Below are 15,516 nucleotides of genomic sequence, written 5' to 3' on the forward strand. Positions count from 1 at the left end.
AGGCCCACCCGTGCGTGGCTGCCGCGCAAAAAGGCGTAGCATCAAGCCATGCCTACTTACCGCCCTCTTCTGCTGCCCCTGCTGGCAATGCTGTTCCATGGCACTGTTGTGCTGGCGCAAACCGCGCCCGTGCCGCAAGTCAAGGTGGACGCCACGCGCGACCCCGTCGATAAATCGTATCGCAAGATGCTGCAGGGCGTGGACCGCTTCGAGCGCGACCATGCGCTGGCGCCGCATGCCGTGCTGCGCTTTCGTCTGCTGCCGCGCCAGCCCGGCGTGGACATGACGGGCGTGCAGCTGCGCATCGCGGGCGACACCGTCAGCATCCCCTTGCCGCTGGCCGAGGACAACAGCTTTGCCCCCGTGCGCAATGCACAGGCCGCGCGCGAGGATGCCGTGCTGATCGCCAACCGCAAGGCGACCACCATGAGCTGGCGCGCGCAGGTCATCACGCCCGGCTTGCCGCCCGGCACGCGGCGCCTGGGCGACCTGCGCCTGGAATGCCGCGCCGGCATGGATTCGGGCCTGATCTCGAACGACCCGCAAATCATCGCCTGGCTGTCCAGCATGCTCTACAGCACCGACAAGGTCTGCTCGCAGCCGGACGGCAATTATCTGTTCTTCACGGACCGGCCCCTGTTCGGCGTGACCCTCGTGCATGGGGAGCGGCGCCTGGCCCTGCCGTTCACCATGCTGTATGCGGGCGGCGAGCAGACGCCCGCCTCGCTGCCCTATTGCGATTGCCAGGTGCTGCTCGACCGCACGTATTACGCGCCCCTGTGGGATGCCAGCTGGCCCGACGATACCCTGCTGGAATTTGACTATATGGACGAGGTGGCGCCATGAAGTGGCTGGTATTTCCCGTGCTGGCATTGCTGGCTGCCTGTTCCGGCACGCGCGCCTTGCAAGCAAGCAAGAACGTACCTTACGCTACGCTGGAACAGACGGTACACCTTGGCAGCAGCACGCGCGAACAGGTGCGCGCCGCGCTGGGCGACAGCACGGCCATCCGTTTCGACAGCGGCAATGAAGTGTGGATGTACAGCTACCCGGCGGCCTCTGGCGCGCAGGGAGAATATGTCATTTTGTTTGGCGGGGATGGGGTGGTGAAGAAGGTGCGCAGCGGGGACGTGTACCGGGTGAAGAAGTAAGAGTAACCCCACAGACAAAACCCGGGGGGAATGCTCCCAATGGGAAGCATTCCGGTCACGCAGTGACTGACCCCAGCCTTTCGCCGTTGGGGTAATTATCTTGCCTTCAGCAAGGCCCGCGACGCCACGCTGGGGCTACGCCCCACGCCGGCAGCCTTGCGCTTGGGCGAGGCCTTCAATTTGAAGATACCAATCGACTGGGCCACGCTCTCGGTGCGCTGCGCCAGGCTGGTGGCGGCCGCGGCCGCCTGCTCGACCAGGGCCGCATTCTGTTGCGTGATGCCATCCATGTGGATGACGGCCTGGTTGACTTGGCCGATACCCTGGTTCTGCTCGCGCGTGGTCGAGGAAATCTCGTCCATCACTTCCGTCACGCGGGCCACCGAGGCGATCACTTCCGTCATGGTGGCGCCCGCATTGCTGGTCAGCACGCTGCCCGCATTCACGGTGGCGATCGAATGGTCGATCAGGTTTTTCACCTCTTTCGCCGCCGTGGCAGAACGCTGCGCCAGGCTCCGTACTTCGCCCGCCACGACGGCGAAGCCGCGGCCGTGCTCGCCTGCGCGCGCCGCTTCCACGGCCGCGTTCAAGGCGAGGATGTTCGTCTGGAAGGCGATGCCGTCGATCAAGCCGATGATGTCGAGAATCTTGCGCGACGACGAGCTGATCTCGTCCATCGTGGTGACCACTTCGCTGACGATGGTGCCGCCCCTGGCCGCGACGGTCGATGCCTGCACCGCCAGGTCATTGGCCGTGGCCACGTGGTCGGCGCTGTTTTGCACGGTCGATGTCAGCTCTTCCATGCTGGCCGCCGTCTGCTCCAGGCTGGACGCCTGCGACTCCGTGCGGCTGGACAAGTCCATATTGCCCGTGGCGATTTCCGCCGTGGTGATGCGGATATCCTCGAAGTTGGCGCGCACGTCGCCGATGATGCTGTGCAAGTTGATATTGGTCTGGCGCAAGGCCGCCATCAATTGACCCATGTCATCGTCGCGCACCTTGTCGATCACGCCCGTCAAGTCGCCACCGGCCATCTTGCGCGCCACCGTGATGGCGTCGCCCAGCGGCGCGACGATGGAATTGTGCAGATGGGCCCAGAAATACAGCATCAGCGCGACGGCGGCAGCGGCGGCGCCGCTGAGCCAGCTGCGCGTGGCAGTGCTCGTGTCGCCGTCGATATTCCACACGGCACAGCCGAGGATGGCCAGCACCACGCCCAAGATGATGCAATGCAGGGCGATGTCCTGCGACAGGCTCAGCTTGCGCCACTCGGCCAGCTTGGCGGCCCAGCCCTGGCGCACGACGCGGCCATTGCGGATCGCCAGGTTCGCGCTATTGCCGTCTTTAAAACTTTTATACAGAGCTGCCGCTTCGTTGATCTGCTCGCGCGTGGGCTTGGTGCGCACGGACATATAGCCGATCGGGCGGCCGTTTTCGATGACGGGCGTGATATTGGCGAAGACCCAGTAAAAGTCACCATTCTTGCAGCGGTTCTTGACCATGCCGGTCCACGGCATGCCCGTCTTGATGGTGTCCCACAGGTCGGCAAACGCTTCGGCCGGCATATCGGGATGACGCAGGATATTCTGTGGCGCACCCAGCAGTTCCATTTCTGAAAAACCGCTGACCTCAATGAAATACTGATTGGCGTAATTGATGTTTCCCTGTAAATCCGTGGTGGAAACAATCGTCATGCCTTCATTTAATACGTATTCATTTTGCGTGATAGGCGTATTGACCCGCATCGTCGCTCCTCTATTTTTATCAACTAGCATAACAAAATCATAAAAACAATATACCACATCAAGCACCCATGATATATCGCCCCAGCGGCAGTGACACTGGTCAAAAAATTTAATAAAAACCAATTCATTTATGTTTTAGAATTTACTTTGATTCAACTAGATTGATTTTATTGAATGTAAAATTCAAATTGGACGCAGACACAATAATTAATAAAAAATTATGTATCGATGCGGCAGCCAATAAATATGGTGTTTGCGCCGATAAAAAAACGCGCAAGCGCTGCAATATGCGCCGGCCCATGACGGGGCCTGCCGCCAACCATAACGTCGCAACCACGAACATTTCTTGAGGGAAAATAAAAACTGGCGCGAACGCGCCAGTGGGGGAACTGTCTCCAATCCGCGACACAGGCGCCGGGGAGGCGCCTGTGCAGGGACAGCTTACTTGAATGATTTACGCGGTGGCGATTTCGGACGCGGCGGCGCAGGCTTGCGCTCCGTCGTGCCGTCATCGAGGCTGATGCGCAGTTTCTGGCCCGACACGACGACCGATTTCAGGTGGTCGAGGATTTCCGGCGGCATGCCTTCCGGCAGGTCCAGCACGCTGTAGTTGTCAAAGATATCGATGCGGCCGATATGCTTGGCTTCCAGGTTCGCTTCGTTGGCGATGGCACCCACGATGTTGCTTGGCGTCACGGCGTGCTCGCGGCCCACTTCGATGCGGTAAGCCGTCACGCCTGGACGTGGACGTTCCTTCTTCGGCGCGCGCGGCGCAGGTGCTGCGTCGCCCGCGTCCGCTGGCGCATCCTTGAACGCTGGCGCGGACTTGGCGGCGAACGGCTTGCGCGGCGCGGCTGGCGGCGCCAGGTCCGGCGCGTCGCCGTCGCGGCTGATGCGCAGCTGCTGGCCCGCGACCCACACGGTCTTCAGCTGATCCAGCAATTCTTTCGGCATGCTGTCTGGCAAGTCCAGGACGCTGTAGTCGTCATAGATTTCGATGCGGCCGATGTTTTTCGAATCGATGCCCGCTTCGTTGGCGATGGCGCCCACGATATTGCCCGGTTTCACGCCATGCTGATGACCGACTTCAATACGGAAGGTCTGCATGCCGGCATCGGCCGGACGCTGGACGCGTTCCTTTTTCGGGAAGGCCGGGCGTTCGCTGCGCTCGTTACGGTCGAAGCGGTCGCCCCGTTCCGGACGGTCGTTGCGCTCAAAACGGTCCTGGCGCACAGGACGGTCGTCTTGCCACGTGGCTTGCTCGCGCGCCTTGTTCTTGTCCAGCAGCAGCGGCGTATTGCCACGCGCCATCTTCGCCAGGGCGGCGGCGATTTCAATGGCGGGAATGTTCTGTTCGCGCTCGAAGTCCTCGATCAGCGACTGGAACTGCTCCAGTTCGCCCAAGGCCAGGGTTTCGCTGATCTGTTCCTTGAACTTGGCGATGCGCACGTCGTTGACGGCCTGGATCGTCGGCAATTCCAGCATGCCGATCGGCTGGCGGGTCGAGCGTTCGATGGCTTTCAACAAGTTCTTTTCACGCGGGGTGATGAACAGGATCGCTTCGCCGCTGCGGCCGGCGCGGCCCGTGCGGCCGATGCGGTGGGTATAGCTTTCCGGATCGTGCGGCACATCGTAGTTGACGACGTGGCTGATGCGCTCGACGTCCAGGCCGCGGGCGGCCACGTCGGTTGCCACGAGGATGTCGATCTTGCCGTCTTTCAACTGCTGGATCGTGCGCTCGCGCTGGGCTTGCTGGATGTCGCCATTGATGGCGGCGGCCGAGAAGCCGCGCGCTTGCAGCTTGCTGGCCAGCTCTTCCGTGCCCAGCTTGGTGCGGGCGAAGATGATCATGCCGTCAAACGCTTCCGCTTCCAGGATGCGCGTCAGCGCGTCGAGCTTGTGCATGCCCGACACGAGCCAGTAGCGCTGGCGGATGTTGTCGGCCGTGCCCGTCTTGGCGGCGACCGTCACTTCGGCCGGGTTCACCAGGTAGGTGGTGGCGATGCGCTTGATGACGGAAGGCATGGTGGCCGAGAACAGGGCCGTTTGATGGCCGTCTGGCGTTTCTTTCAAGATACGTTCGACGTCGTCGATAAAGCCCATGCGCAGCATTTCATCGGCTTCATCCAGCACCAGGGTTTTCAGCTTGGACAGGTCGAGCGAACCCTTGTCCAGGTGATCGATGACGCGGCCAGGCGTGCCGACGATGACGTGCACGCCGCGGCGCAGGGCCGACAGCTGCGGGCCGTAGCTTTGGCCGCCGTAGATCGGCAGCACGTGGAAGCCGGGAATGTGGGCGGCGTACACCTGGAACGCTTCGGCGACCTGGATGGCCAGTTCGCGCGTCGGTGCCAGGACCAGGGCTTGGGGTGAGCTTTGTTTCAGATCGATGCGCGACAGGATAGGCAAGGCGAAGGCGGCGGTTTTACCCGTGCCCGTTTGCGCCTGGCCCAGCACGTCGCGGTTGGCGAGCAATAATGGAATCGTGGCCGCCTGGATAGGCGACGGTGTTTCGTAACCGACATCCTTGAGCGCGCGAATCAGCGGCTCGCTCAGGTTAAGGTCGGAAAATAAGGAAATTGGTGTATCAGACATGAAATCACTCACAAGTTCGCTCGAATCGCCCAATGCGAAAGAGTGTATCTGCTAGTTTACTCTTTACTGGACCTTACCGGGTGGAACGAGGCGGCAGAACGCCATTTTTTGCATCCTAAAACGCAGAAAAATCGGCGATCCGCACGCAATTGGTGCAAAAACCAAGCAATATTATGTGTTTTGCAATAGATTCGGCTGTTTTACAGATGCGCCTCGATATTGCTTGCCGCATCGACCGAGTGGCGCAAGAACTCCAGCAAGTCCTCGTTCAGGCGGTCCTTGTGCGTCGTCGCCAGGCCGTGCGGCGCGCCCGCATACACAAGCAATTTGCTGCCGATGATGAGCTCAGCCGTGCGCCGCGCCGAGGCGGCGATCGGCACGATCTGGTCGTCGTCGCCATGGATCACCAGGGTCGGCACGTCGAATTTGGCCAGGTCGTCCGTGAAATCCGTCTCGGAAAATTGCTTGATGCACAGGTAGGACGCCGGCATGCCCGCCTGCATGCCTTGCCGCCAGAAGCTGTCGCGCACGCCCTGCGACGGTGTCGCGCCGGGCCGGTTATAGCCATAAAAGGCCTCGCTCAAGTCGCGGAAGAATTGGCTGCGGTCGGCCTGCACGCCCGCGCGGATGGCGTCAAACGCGGACAGCGGCAAGCCCAGCGGGTTTTCCGTGGTTTGCAGCATCAGCGGCGGCACGGCGCCCACCAGCACGGCGCCGGCCAGGCGCTCGGTGCCATGGCGGCCGATGTAGCGCGCCACTTCGCCGCCGCCCGTCGAGTGACCGACGAGGGTGGCGCCCGTCAGGTCGAGCGCGGCTATCAGCGCGGCCAGGTCGTCGGCATAGGTATCCATGTCGTTGCCATCGAAGGGCTGGCTGGAGCGGCCATGGCCGCGCCGGTCGTGCGCGATGACGCGGTAGCCGCGCGCGGCAAGATAAAACATCTGGTCTTCCCAGGCGTCGGACGACAATGGCCAGCCGTGGCTGAAGACGACGGGCGGACCGCTGCCCCAGTCCTTGTAATAAATCAAAGTGCCGTCGGCGGTACGCAGAGTATTGGTTGAATGCAAGTCAGGGGTAGTCATGGAACGCTCCTTGTCGGTGGGCCAGCGGCCATTGTGGCCGCAATCGGCTTGCGCACGCCGCGCGCTACGCCAGAGCATTGCGGTAGAGTAAGATTGCCGCTGCTTTGCTTTCCCGTATTCACTTTTGGAGTTGTCATGCGCTTTCCCGTCGTCCTCGCCGCCAGCCTGTTCAGCACGGCTGCCCTCGCCCAACCGCTCGTTGCCGAAGCGCCCTTGCGCGCCCATCTGTCCTTCCTGGCCGACGATTTACTGGAAGGACGCGGCACGGGCCAGCGCGGCGGCGACCTGGCCGTGCGCTACCTGGAAACGCAGGCGGCCGTGGCCGGCTTGCAGCCATTGAAAGATGGCAGCTACCGCCAGGCGCTGACCATCGTCGGCAGCAAGGCCTTGCCATCGAGCACAGTGACCTTCAGCGCAGGCGGCAAGACCTTGTCTCCCGCCTTCGGCAAGGACATCGTCTTTGGCGCGGCGAATGGCCAGCAGACAGTGGCGTTCGACGCGCCCGTGGTGTTTGCCGGCTACGGCATCCGCGCGCCCGAGGAACGCTGGGACGATTTCAAGGGCGTCGACTTGAAGGGCAAGCTCGTCATCATGATGGTCAACGACCCGCAGCCAACCGCCGCCGAACCGAACCGTTTTGCCGGCAAGTCCCTCACGTATTACGGCCGCTGGGTCTACAAGTACGAGGAAGCGCTGCGCCAGGGCGCCGCCGGCGTCTTGCTGATCCATACGACCGAGTCCGCTTCCTACCCGTGGTCGGTGCCCGCCAACGGTTTCGGCCATGAACGCTTCAACCTGGCCGGCGCGGGCAATGCGATGGAAGGCTGGCTGCAGGAAGACATGGCGCGCGCCCTGTTCCAGGCGGGCGGACAGGACCTGGACGCCTTGCGCGCCCAGGCCGAAACGCGCGAATTCCGCCCCGTGGCCCTGAACGCGACGGTCAGGGTGGCACTGAATAGCCAGGTGCGCAGCATCGAGCAATTCAACGTGGCCGGCATCGTGCCGGGCACGGACCCGAAGCTCAAGGATGAAGCCGTCATTTATTCGGCCCACTGGGACCACCTAGGCAAGGATGAGGAAGGCAGCGCCCGCGCAGGACAGAGCGACCATATCTACAACGGCGCCATCGACAATGCCTCGGGCGCGGCGGCCCTGCTGGCCATGGCGCAAGTGGCCGTGAAACAGCCGGCACGCCGCACGCAGATCTTCCTGTGGCCGGCCGGCGAGGAAACGGGCATGTTGGGCAGCACGGCTTACACGCGCGCGCCCCTGTGGCCGCTGGCCAAGACGGCAGCCGACCTGAACCTCGACAGCATGAATTTCGTCGGCAAGACGCACGACATCGGCGTGGCTGGCGCCGAGCGCAGCAGCCTGTACGCGAGCGCCGCCAAGGTCGCCAAGCGCATGGGCTTGCGCCTGGCGCCGACCATCCCCGACCTGTCCGGCGCGTTTTACCGGGCCGACCATTTTGCCTTCGCCAAGGCCGGCGTGCCCGCCTTCAACGTGGGCTCGGCCGTGTTTTCCGGCGACGGCTCGTTCGACTTCGTCAAGGAGCCGAAGGCGTCCAGCGAGCGTCTGGTCGCGTTCAAAAAGGATTACCACCAGGTCACCGATGAGTATCACCCGTCGTGGGACTTGTCGGGCATGGTGCAGCAGGCGCAGTTCACCCTGAACCTGGGCTACGAGGTGGCGAACGACAAGAATTTGCCGGTGTGGAACAAAGGCGAGGCGTTTGGAAAAGTGAAACGCTGACGTCAAGCGTAGGTCGGATTAGCGGGGCATCGCCCCGCGTAATCCGACAACATTGTCAGCAGAGTTGGTGGTGTCGGATTACGCGGCGTAGCCGCTAATCCGACCTACCTCGTTGATTCAAATCGCCATGATGCGTTTCAGGTCGACGAATGCCGTCTCGTACAAATGCTGGAACGCGCCCACCATGACCTCTTCCACGCCTTCGGCCGCATCGAACTCGCTCGACCATTCGGCCACACAGGAAGCGGCGCCCGGTTCGCCCGTGACGCGCAGGGTGGAACGGTAGTTCTTGACGGGGATCGGGCCCGAGACGATGGTGTAGCTGTAGCTCTTGTCCGCTTCGCTGTAGCTTTGCAGGCGTTCGGCGATGATGGCGCCGTCCGTGGTTTTCAGGCGGCGCACGCGGCCGCCATGCTCGGACAAACTGGTCTTGATGGAGCTCGACCATTCAGCCAGCGACTGGAAGCCGCCGATAAAATCCCACACTCTTTCGGCGCTTGCCGCCAATGTTACAGAAACAATTACTTGGGCCATCTTTAATTCGGTTCCTCATCCAGGTTTGCCGGGCGCCGCGCCCGGCCGGCCGGAGTTGCCCGGCACAGCCGCTATTTTAGCGCCCATGCGGCTTTGCTGCTGAGTAAACCATGGCTACCAGCCAGCCTGGGATGGCTGCCTTACAGATTTTCCGCCAAGAAAATCAGCGAATTGCCATGCGCGTGGGCCGCGGCACGCTGCTGGTAGCTGTCGCGGTGGGTGCAGTTGAAACCGTGCTCGGCGCCCGGGTAGATATGGATTTCCACGTCTTGCCGGTCTTCGAAGCGTTCGGCGATCTTTTGCACGGCTTCCGGCGGAATATGGCTGTCCTGGCCGCCGAAATGCATGAGCAGCGGCACCTGGATCTTGTCGGCCAGGTCCAGCTTGTTCTGGATGCCGCCGCCGTAATAGGCGATGGCGGCGTCGACCAGACCGGCCGCGGCGGCCTGGTACGACAGGCGGCCGCCGAAGCAGTAGCCGACCGAAGCGAGCTTTCCCGTCACTTCCGGACGCGCGCGCAGGACGGCGACGGTGGCGGCGATATCGGCGTCGGCGTGCGGATTGTCGGTGGCCTGCATCAGTTCGACGGCACGCTTCCAGCCGTCCGCGTCATAGCCGAGTTCAATGTGCGCGCCGGCGCGCCAGAACAGGTCCGGCACCAGCACCACATAGCCATCGGCCGCGTACTGGTCGGCCACGGCGCGGATGTGCTCGTTGACGCCGAAAATTTCCTGCAACAGGATGATGGCGGGGCCCTTGCCCACGTGCGGCACGGCCAGGTAAGCCTGGAAGCTGCCGTCCGGGCCGGCGATATCGATCCACTGCGAAGTTGTGCTCATAGAAACTCCAGTCTGAGGTTGGGGGAGGATGCCACAAGCAGGCATGTTACTGGTTTTTCGCCGTGTCTGCGCCCGCCCTTGGTCCAGGCTCAATACATCTCGCGCAGGTAAATCACGGGACCCGATCTGAGGATGCCAAAGACGACGTGCCCCAGGGTGCTGGGCAGGTAATGCAAGCCGCTGACAGACACGTCGACGCTACCCGCCACGCCGGGTGCCAGCAAGACCAGTTGCCCATTGGGTGGAGGCAAGGCGCCTTGCTTGAATGCATAGGTGCCGCCCTGCACTTTCAGAACGCCATTGCACGCGCCAGCGCCCGAGGTAAATCCCTTGCCGCAGTTGGCTAGCGTGACCCCGGCACTCCCGAACTGCGTGACGCTATCGGACACATTGCCGAGCCAGCCGCTATTCCAGTATTGCACCTGTACGGGCAGGCGTATCGGCAGGCGCTCGGAACCGTAGCTATGGGGCACCATGATGCGGCCCGTAAGTATGGTCAGCTTCGCTTCCGTGCCGGCATCGGACGGCGCCGACGTCACGACGGTGCCGCCGGCATAGGTAGTGGTGGCGCGGAACAGCACGTCGGTCGGCGGCGCCAGCGCGACCGTACCGGCCGGTACCGCAAATGCGCCGGGAAAGCGGTAGGCGATCTGGCTGCTGGCCACGCCCGCCGTGAAGCTGGCCGGCGCGATGCCCGTCACGCTGGTTTGCGCGGCAGTCCCGTCGCTCAGCCGGCTGCCCGACGGCGCCGCCGGCGGAAAGGCCGTCAGGCCCGTGGCGGCATCGTAGGCGCGCAAGGCCACCTGGGCCGTCAAGGCCGTGTCGCGCCCGTCGAAGTTGAGCGTCGTCCCGTTCGCGGCATTCTGCGCCGTGACGCGCAGCGTGAACGGCTGCTGCGCATAGATGAAACTGCCCGCCGCGCAGGACAATGGCGCCTTGCAAGGCATGGGCTCAGTGCCAGGCACCTCCGTGACGAAGTGGTGCGGGATGAATTGCACGCTGTTGCTGGCGCCCGTGGTGAACGGCGGGATGACGCCGTTGACGGCGGGCGGCGGGGCCCCGAGGTAGGTGGCCATCGTCGCCGTAAATTGGACGGTGCCCGCTTCCGCCCAGCTCAGGTTGCTGGCGGTGCCGATGCCGTTGTTAAAAGCCAGGCTGCCCGCGACTGCGGGGTTGGCGGCGCCGGAAAAGGTGGGCGCGACGAGACTACTGCCCAGCAGCACCGTCTGCGCCGTCGTTTCCCTGCCAAAATTGGCCGTCACGGCGTCGGCGACATTCACGGCCGATACGCTGATGCGGGTGGCGGGCGCCACGGGCAACGCGGCCAGGCCCGCCCGCTGCGGCGTGGCGATGGCGCTGAACACGAAACGCAGGGGCCCCACGATGACAGTGCCGCTGCCCGTCATGGTCAGGCCGCTGTCGCTGCCGCTGGCCGAGGCATACGTGGCCGTCAGGCCCAGCGCGCCCGCATCGGCGTACAGCATGTTCGGCGTGGCCAGGCCGTTGGCATCGAAGGCCAGCTGCACGGCGGTACCGTTCGCGCTGCAGGCGCTGCCCGCGTTGGCGGCCAGGGGTTTATACGTGCCATCCTTGTCCTGTATGCGCGCGGGCAAGGTGCCCGTGCCGGGATTGGCGTAGTTGCAGCGCAGCTGCAAGGTCTTGTTCTGGTTGGAAAACAGGGGCACGCAGGCGCGCGGGTTCGATGCCGACGCCTGCAGCGCGCTGATGGCGATGGGGCCCTCGGCCTCGGCATAACGGGGGAGGCCGCTCACCTGCAGCGCGCTGCTGACAAATGCCATCTGACAATTGGTCACGCTGCCGTCGATGCTGCTCTTGCAGACCAGCGCCCCCGTCGTCGCCGGCGTGCTGCTCAGGCCCAAGGGAACGTTGCTGGCCGGCGTGGTCTGCGCCACGCTGGACGCGGCCGTGCCTGTCGCCGGTAGGGTCGCGTTGAGTTGTGCCACGGCGCCGCCCGGCGTCAGCGTGACCTGGGCCGCGCCCGTGTAGACGGTGCTGCAGGCCGCGTCGGCGCAGGCCGTCACGGTCACGGGCGCGGGCGCACAGCTGAGCGCCGAGGGCGGATGCGTGATCTGGAAGTGATCCGGCCCGGCCTGGGTGCCCGGGCCGCACTTCGGCCCCATCGGCTCATTGAAAGCCCAGCCGCTGTTGTTCGTCACGCAACTGCACGGGTTCGACGGCGTGTAGGCCTTGCAGGTGATCGTCTGCTGCACGCGGCCCTGCCAGCCCAGGGTGATGTGGTCGACCTTGGCGTTGCCCGTGATATAGGCGTTGGACGAGTCGAGCGTCACCTCGCCGGCGTCCACATTACCCTTGATGCCATTGCCGGAAGCGATCGACAAGGAATTGCTGGCGTCCACGTCGCCCGTGACGAGCAGGCCCGATGCCTTCAAGTCGATCGTCGGCGATTTCAGATTGCCCGTCACCTGGCTGCCGGAACCGATGGTCAGCGAGGTGGTCGCCGTGATATCGCCCTGGATGCGGGTACTGGAGGCCAGGATATTGACGACGGTGCCGCTGATGGGACCGTTGATGACGGAACCCGAGGCGATTTCCACCGGGCCCTTGGCGCTGATCTTGCCAGTCACCTTGACGTTGTTCGAGCCCATCTTGATGGTGGTGGCGGAAATATTTGCCGTAATGGTCTGTTCCTGCGCGCCCATGAGGAAAGTGCCGCCCTCGGCGCTCAAGCTGCCCCCCGTCACTTTCAGGTTCGACGGATTGATGTCCTTGATGTCGAGATTGCCCTTGACCGTCAGCGCGGCATTGCCGCTCATCGTCAAGCCCTGGTTGTAGCTCATCGCCAGGGAACTGTTGACCGTCACGCCATACGCGCTGCCGATGACGATGACGTCGGTGGAGCCCGGCGCCAGCGAGGCGCACGTGTATTGCAAGCCGTCCGTGCTCAGGCTGCAGCCGCTGACGGTGCCGCCATTGAAGTTGAGCGTGGCCGCGTGGGCAAGCGAGGAGCCCAGCAGCAATGTCAGGGCGGCAAAAAAGTGAAGTAAGCGCACGATATCGAGGAATCCGGTGGGTGGGGAGCCAGCGGGCACGCGGATTATTCCATGCTAATCTACGCCATCGCTGTTATTGCATTATGGCAGTATTTATCTCCTTCACGCATATCGCATGATCAAGCAAAGCCCCAAAGAATTCCCCCTGCGCACCGTCGACATCATCGTCTATCCCGGCTTCAAGGCGCTCGAAGCCATCGGCGCCATGAAAGTGTTTGACTACGCCAACACCCATTTGCGCCTGCGCAATCTGCCCGGCGGCTACGACGTGCGCATCGCCTCGACGGCCATCGGTCCCGTCGAGTCCGACACCCTGATGTCGCTGCACGCCAGCAAGGCGCTCGACGCCAGCCGCCTGCCCGACCTGGCCGTCATCGTCGGCTGCCACCACGTCGAGCAAGTCTTGCAGGACATTCCCGCCCTCGCCGCCTGGGTGGCCGAGGCGGCGCCCCGCATCGATACGCTGGCGGCGCTGTGCACGGGCTGCTTCTTCCTGGCCGAGGCCGGTGTACTCGACGGCAAGAGCGCCGCCACGCACTGGAGCGCCGTGGACAGCCTGCGCCAGCGCTACCCCCAGATACAGGTCAATGCCGATGCGATTTTCGTGCGGGAAGGGAAATTCTGGACGTCGGCCGGCGTGACGGCCGGCATCGACCTGGCGCTGGCCCTGGTGGAAGACGATTTCAGCCGCGATATCGCGCTCGAAGTGGCGCGCGACCTGGTCGTGTATCTGAAGCGGCCCGGCGGCCAGTCGCAGTTTTCCGTGCACCTGTCGAGCCAGATGACGACGCATCCCACCATCCGGCAATTGCAGGGCTGGATCATGGAGCACCTGGCCGACGAGCTCACGGTGCCGCTGCTGGCAGCCAGGCTGGCCATGAGCGAGCGCAATTTTACGCGCGTCTTCCAGCGCGAAACGGGCACCAGTCCCACGGAATTCATCGACACGGCCCGCTTCGAAGTGGCGCGCCGTTTGCTGGAAGACAATGTATCTTCCTTAAAACAGGTGGCCGTGCAGGCGGGCTTGCACAGCGAGGACAGGCTGCGGCGCCTGTTTCAAAAGAAACTCGCCATCACGCCGCGCGACTACCGCGAACGCTTTTCCAGCACGGCGCGCTAGGCGCAGCGAAGGTCAGCGCGGCTTGCCGTGCCGCACGTGGCGCGTGGCCACTTGGCGGCTTTGCCGGGCCAGCGGCGTAAACAGCAGTGCGCATAGCAGATAGGTGGCCAGCAGCGCCAGCCAGATGGCGGGCGTGGCGAGGATGGCGACATTGCTCCACCACAAGGCCAGCAGGGAAGACAGGGCCGCGCCGAGGAAGACGGGCAGCATGCGGCGCAAGGTCGCGAGATAGGCAGTGGCAAACATGGACGGCTCCCAAAGCAAGACATGATGTCTTCACACTAGCAGGGGCAGGCAGCGAAGTACAGCCTGCCGCCCAGCCCCGTCCGTCAAGTGTTGCGCAATGAGGACATCCGATAAGATTAGTACAACACGACGGAACGGATCGATTCGCCGCTCTTCATCAGGTCGAAGCCTTCGTTGATGCGTTCGAGCGGCAAGCGGTGCGTGATCAGGTCGTCAATGTTGAGCTTGCCTTCCATATACCAGTCGACGATCTTCGGCACGTCCGTGCGCCCGCGCGCGCCGCCGAAGGCCGAACCGCGCCATTCGCGTCCCGTCACCAGCTGGAACGGACGGGTGGAAATTTCCTGGCCGGCCGCCGCCACGCCGATGATGAACGATTTGCCCCAGCCTTTATGCGTGCATTCGAGCGCCTGGCGCATCAAGTTGGTGTTGCCCACGCATTCGAAACTGTAGTCGGCGCCGCCGTCCGTCAGCTGCACGATGGCGTCGACGACGTTTTCCACCTCGTTCGGGTTGATAAAATGCGTCATGCCGAACTTGCGCGCGATGGCCTGGCGCGCCGGGTTGATGTCGATGCCGATGATCTTGTCGGCGCCGACCATCTTCGCCGCCTGGATCACGTTCAGGCCGATGCCGCCCAGGCCGAACACGGCCACGTTGGCGCCCGCCTCGACCTTGGCCGAGAACAGCACGGCGCCCACGCCCGTCGTCACGCCGCAGCCGATGTAGCAGACCTTGTCGAACGGCGCGTCTTCGCGGATTTTTGCGAGAGCGATTTCCGGCACGACGATGTAATTGGAAAAGGTGGACGTGCCCATGTAATGGAACAGCGGCTGGCCATTCAGCGAAAAGCGGCTGGTGGCGTCCGGCATCAGGCCGCGGCCCTGGGTCGAACGGATGGCCTGGCACAGATTCGTCTTTTGCGACAGGCAGAATTTGCACTGGCGGCATTCCGGCGTGTACAGGGGAATGACGTGGTCGTCCTTTTTCAGGGTCGTCACGCCCGGGCCCACGTCGACGACGACGCCGGCGCCTTCATGGCCGAGAATGGCAGGGAAGATGCCTTCCGGATCGGCGCCGGACAAGGTGTAGTAATCGGTATGGCAAATGCCCGTGGCTTTCAGCTCGACCAGTACTTCGCCGGCGCGCGGGCCGGCCAGGTCGACTTCTTCGATGGTCAGCGGGGCACCCGCCTTCCAGGCAATCGCGGCTTTGGTTTTCATGGGGTGTCTTCCTGCTCGGTTTCAGATGCGCCATTATCGGACGCCGGTGAGCGGGGCGGCGCAAGGGACCCCGCGCTTGTCTGAAAACGCGGCGCATTTGTCCGATGGCGCCGCACGTTTGTGCCAGCTCAATCTTCCCGCCCTACAGACGCGCATTCTTGGCACAAGCCCAGCACCGATCGAGCAGCCATTGCCGC

At 63.4% G+C, this 15,516-nt stretch carries 12 protein-coding genes; 4 read left to right on the forward strand and 8 right to left on the reverse strand.

All coding sequences use genetic code 11. The annotated features are described in order from the left end of the window. Positions 1-48: 48 nt before the first annotated feature. Both OX462_RS25215 and OX462_RS25220 read left to right on the forward strand, forming a co-directional pair. A complete protein-coding gene (locus OX462_RS25215; RefSeq protein WP_409027323.1) occupies positions 49-846 on the forward strand; it encodes a hypothetical protein in 798 nt (265 codons plus the stop codon). Next, positions 843-1,151, forward strand: coding sequence for a hypothetical protein (locus OX462_RS25220; RefSeq protein WP_409027324.1), 309 nt, complete (start codon positions 843-845; stop codon positions 1,149-1,151). The genes OX462_RS25215 and OX462_RS25220 overlap by 4 nt, the downstream gene beginning before the upstream one ends. Positions 1,152-1,246: 95 nt before the next feature. Here OX462_RS25220 and OX462_RS25225 read toward each other — a convergent pair whose 3' ends face one another. The 3 genes from OX462_RS25225 to OX462_RS25235 all read right to left on the reverse strand — a co-directional run bounded on the left by OX462_RS25225 (position 1,247) and on the right by OX462_RS25235 (position 6,573). Then, positions 1,247-2,896, reverse strand: a complete 1,650-nt coding sequence (locus OX462_RS25225) for a methyl-accepting chemotaxis protein (protein ID WP_070292421.1) — start codon at positions 2,894-2,896, stop codon at positions 1,247-1,249. 441 nt (positions 2,897-3,337) lie between these two features. Further along, a complete protein-coding gene (locus tag OX462_RS25230; RefSeq protein WP_121670919.1) occupies positions 3,338-5,491 on the reverse strand; it encodes a DEAD/DEAH box helicase in 2,154 nt (717 codons plus the stop codon). Positions 5,492-5,691: 200 nt separating this feature from the next. Further along, a complete protein-coding gene (locus tag OX462_RS25235; RefSeq protein WP_409027325.1) occupies positions 5,692-6,573 on the reverse strand; it encodes an alpha/beta fold hydrolase in 882 nt (293 codons plus the stop codon). Between the two features lie 135 nt (positions 6,574-6,708). Between OX462_RS25235 and OX462_RS25240 the strand changes: the two genes are divergently transcribed. After that, positions 6,709-8,325, forward strand: coding sequence for a M28 family peptidase (locus OX462_RS25240; RefSeq protein WP_409027326.1), 1,617 nt, complete (start codon positions 6,709-6,711; stop codon positions 8,323-8,325). A 117-nt stretch (positions 8,326-8,442) separates the two neighbouring features. Here the strand turns inward: OX462_RS25240 and OX462_RS25245 are convergent, their stop codons facing one another. From OX462_RS25245 to OX462_RS25255, 3 genes are all read right to left on the reverse strand, one after another. Further along, a complete protein-coding gene (locus OX462_RS25245; protein ID WP_070217725.1) occupies positions 8,443-8,859 on the reverse strand; it encodes an SRPBCC family protein in 417 nt (138 codons plus the stop codon). A gap of 140 nt (positions 8,860-8,999) precedes the next feature. Beyond that, positions 9,000-9,698, reverse strand: coding sequence for a dienelactone hydrolase family protein (locus OX462_RS25250; protein WP_070292419.1), 699 nt, complete (start codon positions 9,696-9,698; stop codon positions 9,000-9,002). 89 nt (positions 9,699-9,787) lie between these two features. Continuing rightward, positions 9,788-12,730 (reverse strand): DUF6701 domain-containing protein, encoded by a 2,943-nt coding sequence (locus OX462_RS25255; RefSeq protein WP_409027327.1) that lies wholly within the window; start codon positions 12,728-12,730, stop codon positions 9,788-9,790. A gap of 115 nt (positions 12,731-12,845) precedes the next feature. On the opposite strand from OX462_RS25255, the gene OX462_RS25260 reads away from it, so the two are divergent. Beyond that, entirely contained in the window at positions 12,846-13,850 is a 1,005-nt protein-coding gene (locus tag OX462_RS25260) for a GlxA family transcriptional regulator (RefSeq protein ID WP_070312576.1), read from the forward strand. Positions 13,851-13,862: 12 nt separating this feature from the next. Here the strand turns inward: OX462_RS25260 and OX462_RS25265 are convergent, their stop codons facing one another. Continuing rightward, positions 13,863-14,096: a hypothetical protein gene (locus tag OX462_RS25265; protein ID WP_070312575.1), complete on the reverse strand. Its 234-nt coding sequence runs from the start codon at positions 14,094-14,096 to the stop codon at positions 13,863-13,865. Between the two features lie 116 nt (positions 14,097-14,212). Next, on the reverse strand, positions 14,213-15,319 hold the full coding sequence (locus OX462_RS25270; protein WP_070312574.1) for an S-(hydroxymethyl)glutathione dehydrogenase/class III alcohol dehydrogenase: 1,107 nt from the start codon (positions 15,317-15,319) through the stop codon (positions 14,213-14,215). Positions 15,320-15,516 lie beyond the last annotated feature (197 nt).

This window comes from Janthinobacterium aestuarii (assembly GCF_046113285.1).
Classification (GTDB): Bacteria; Pseudomonadota; Gammaproteobacteria; order Burkholderiales; family Burkholderiaceae_D; genus Janthinobacterium.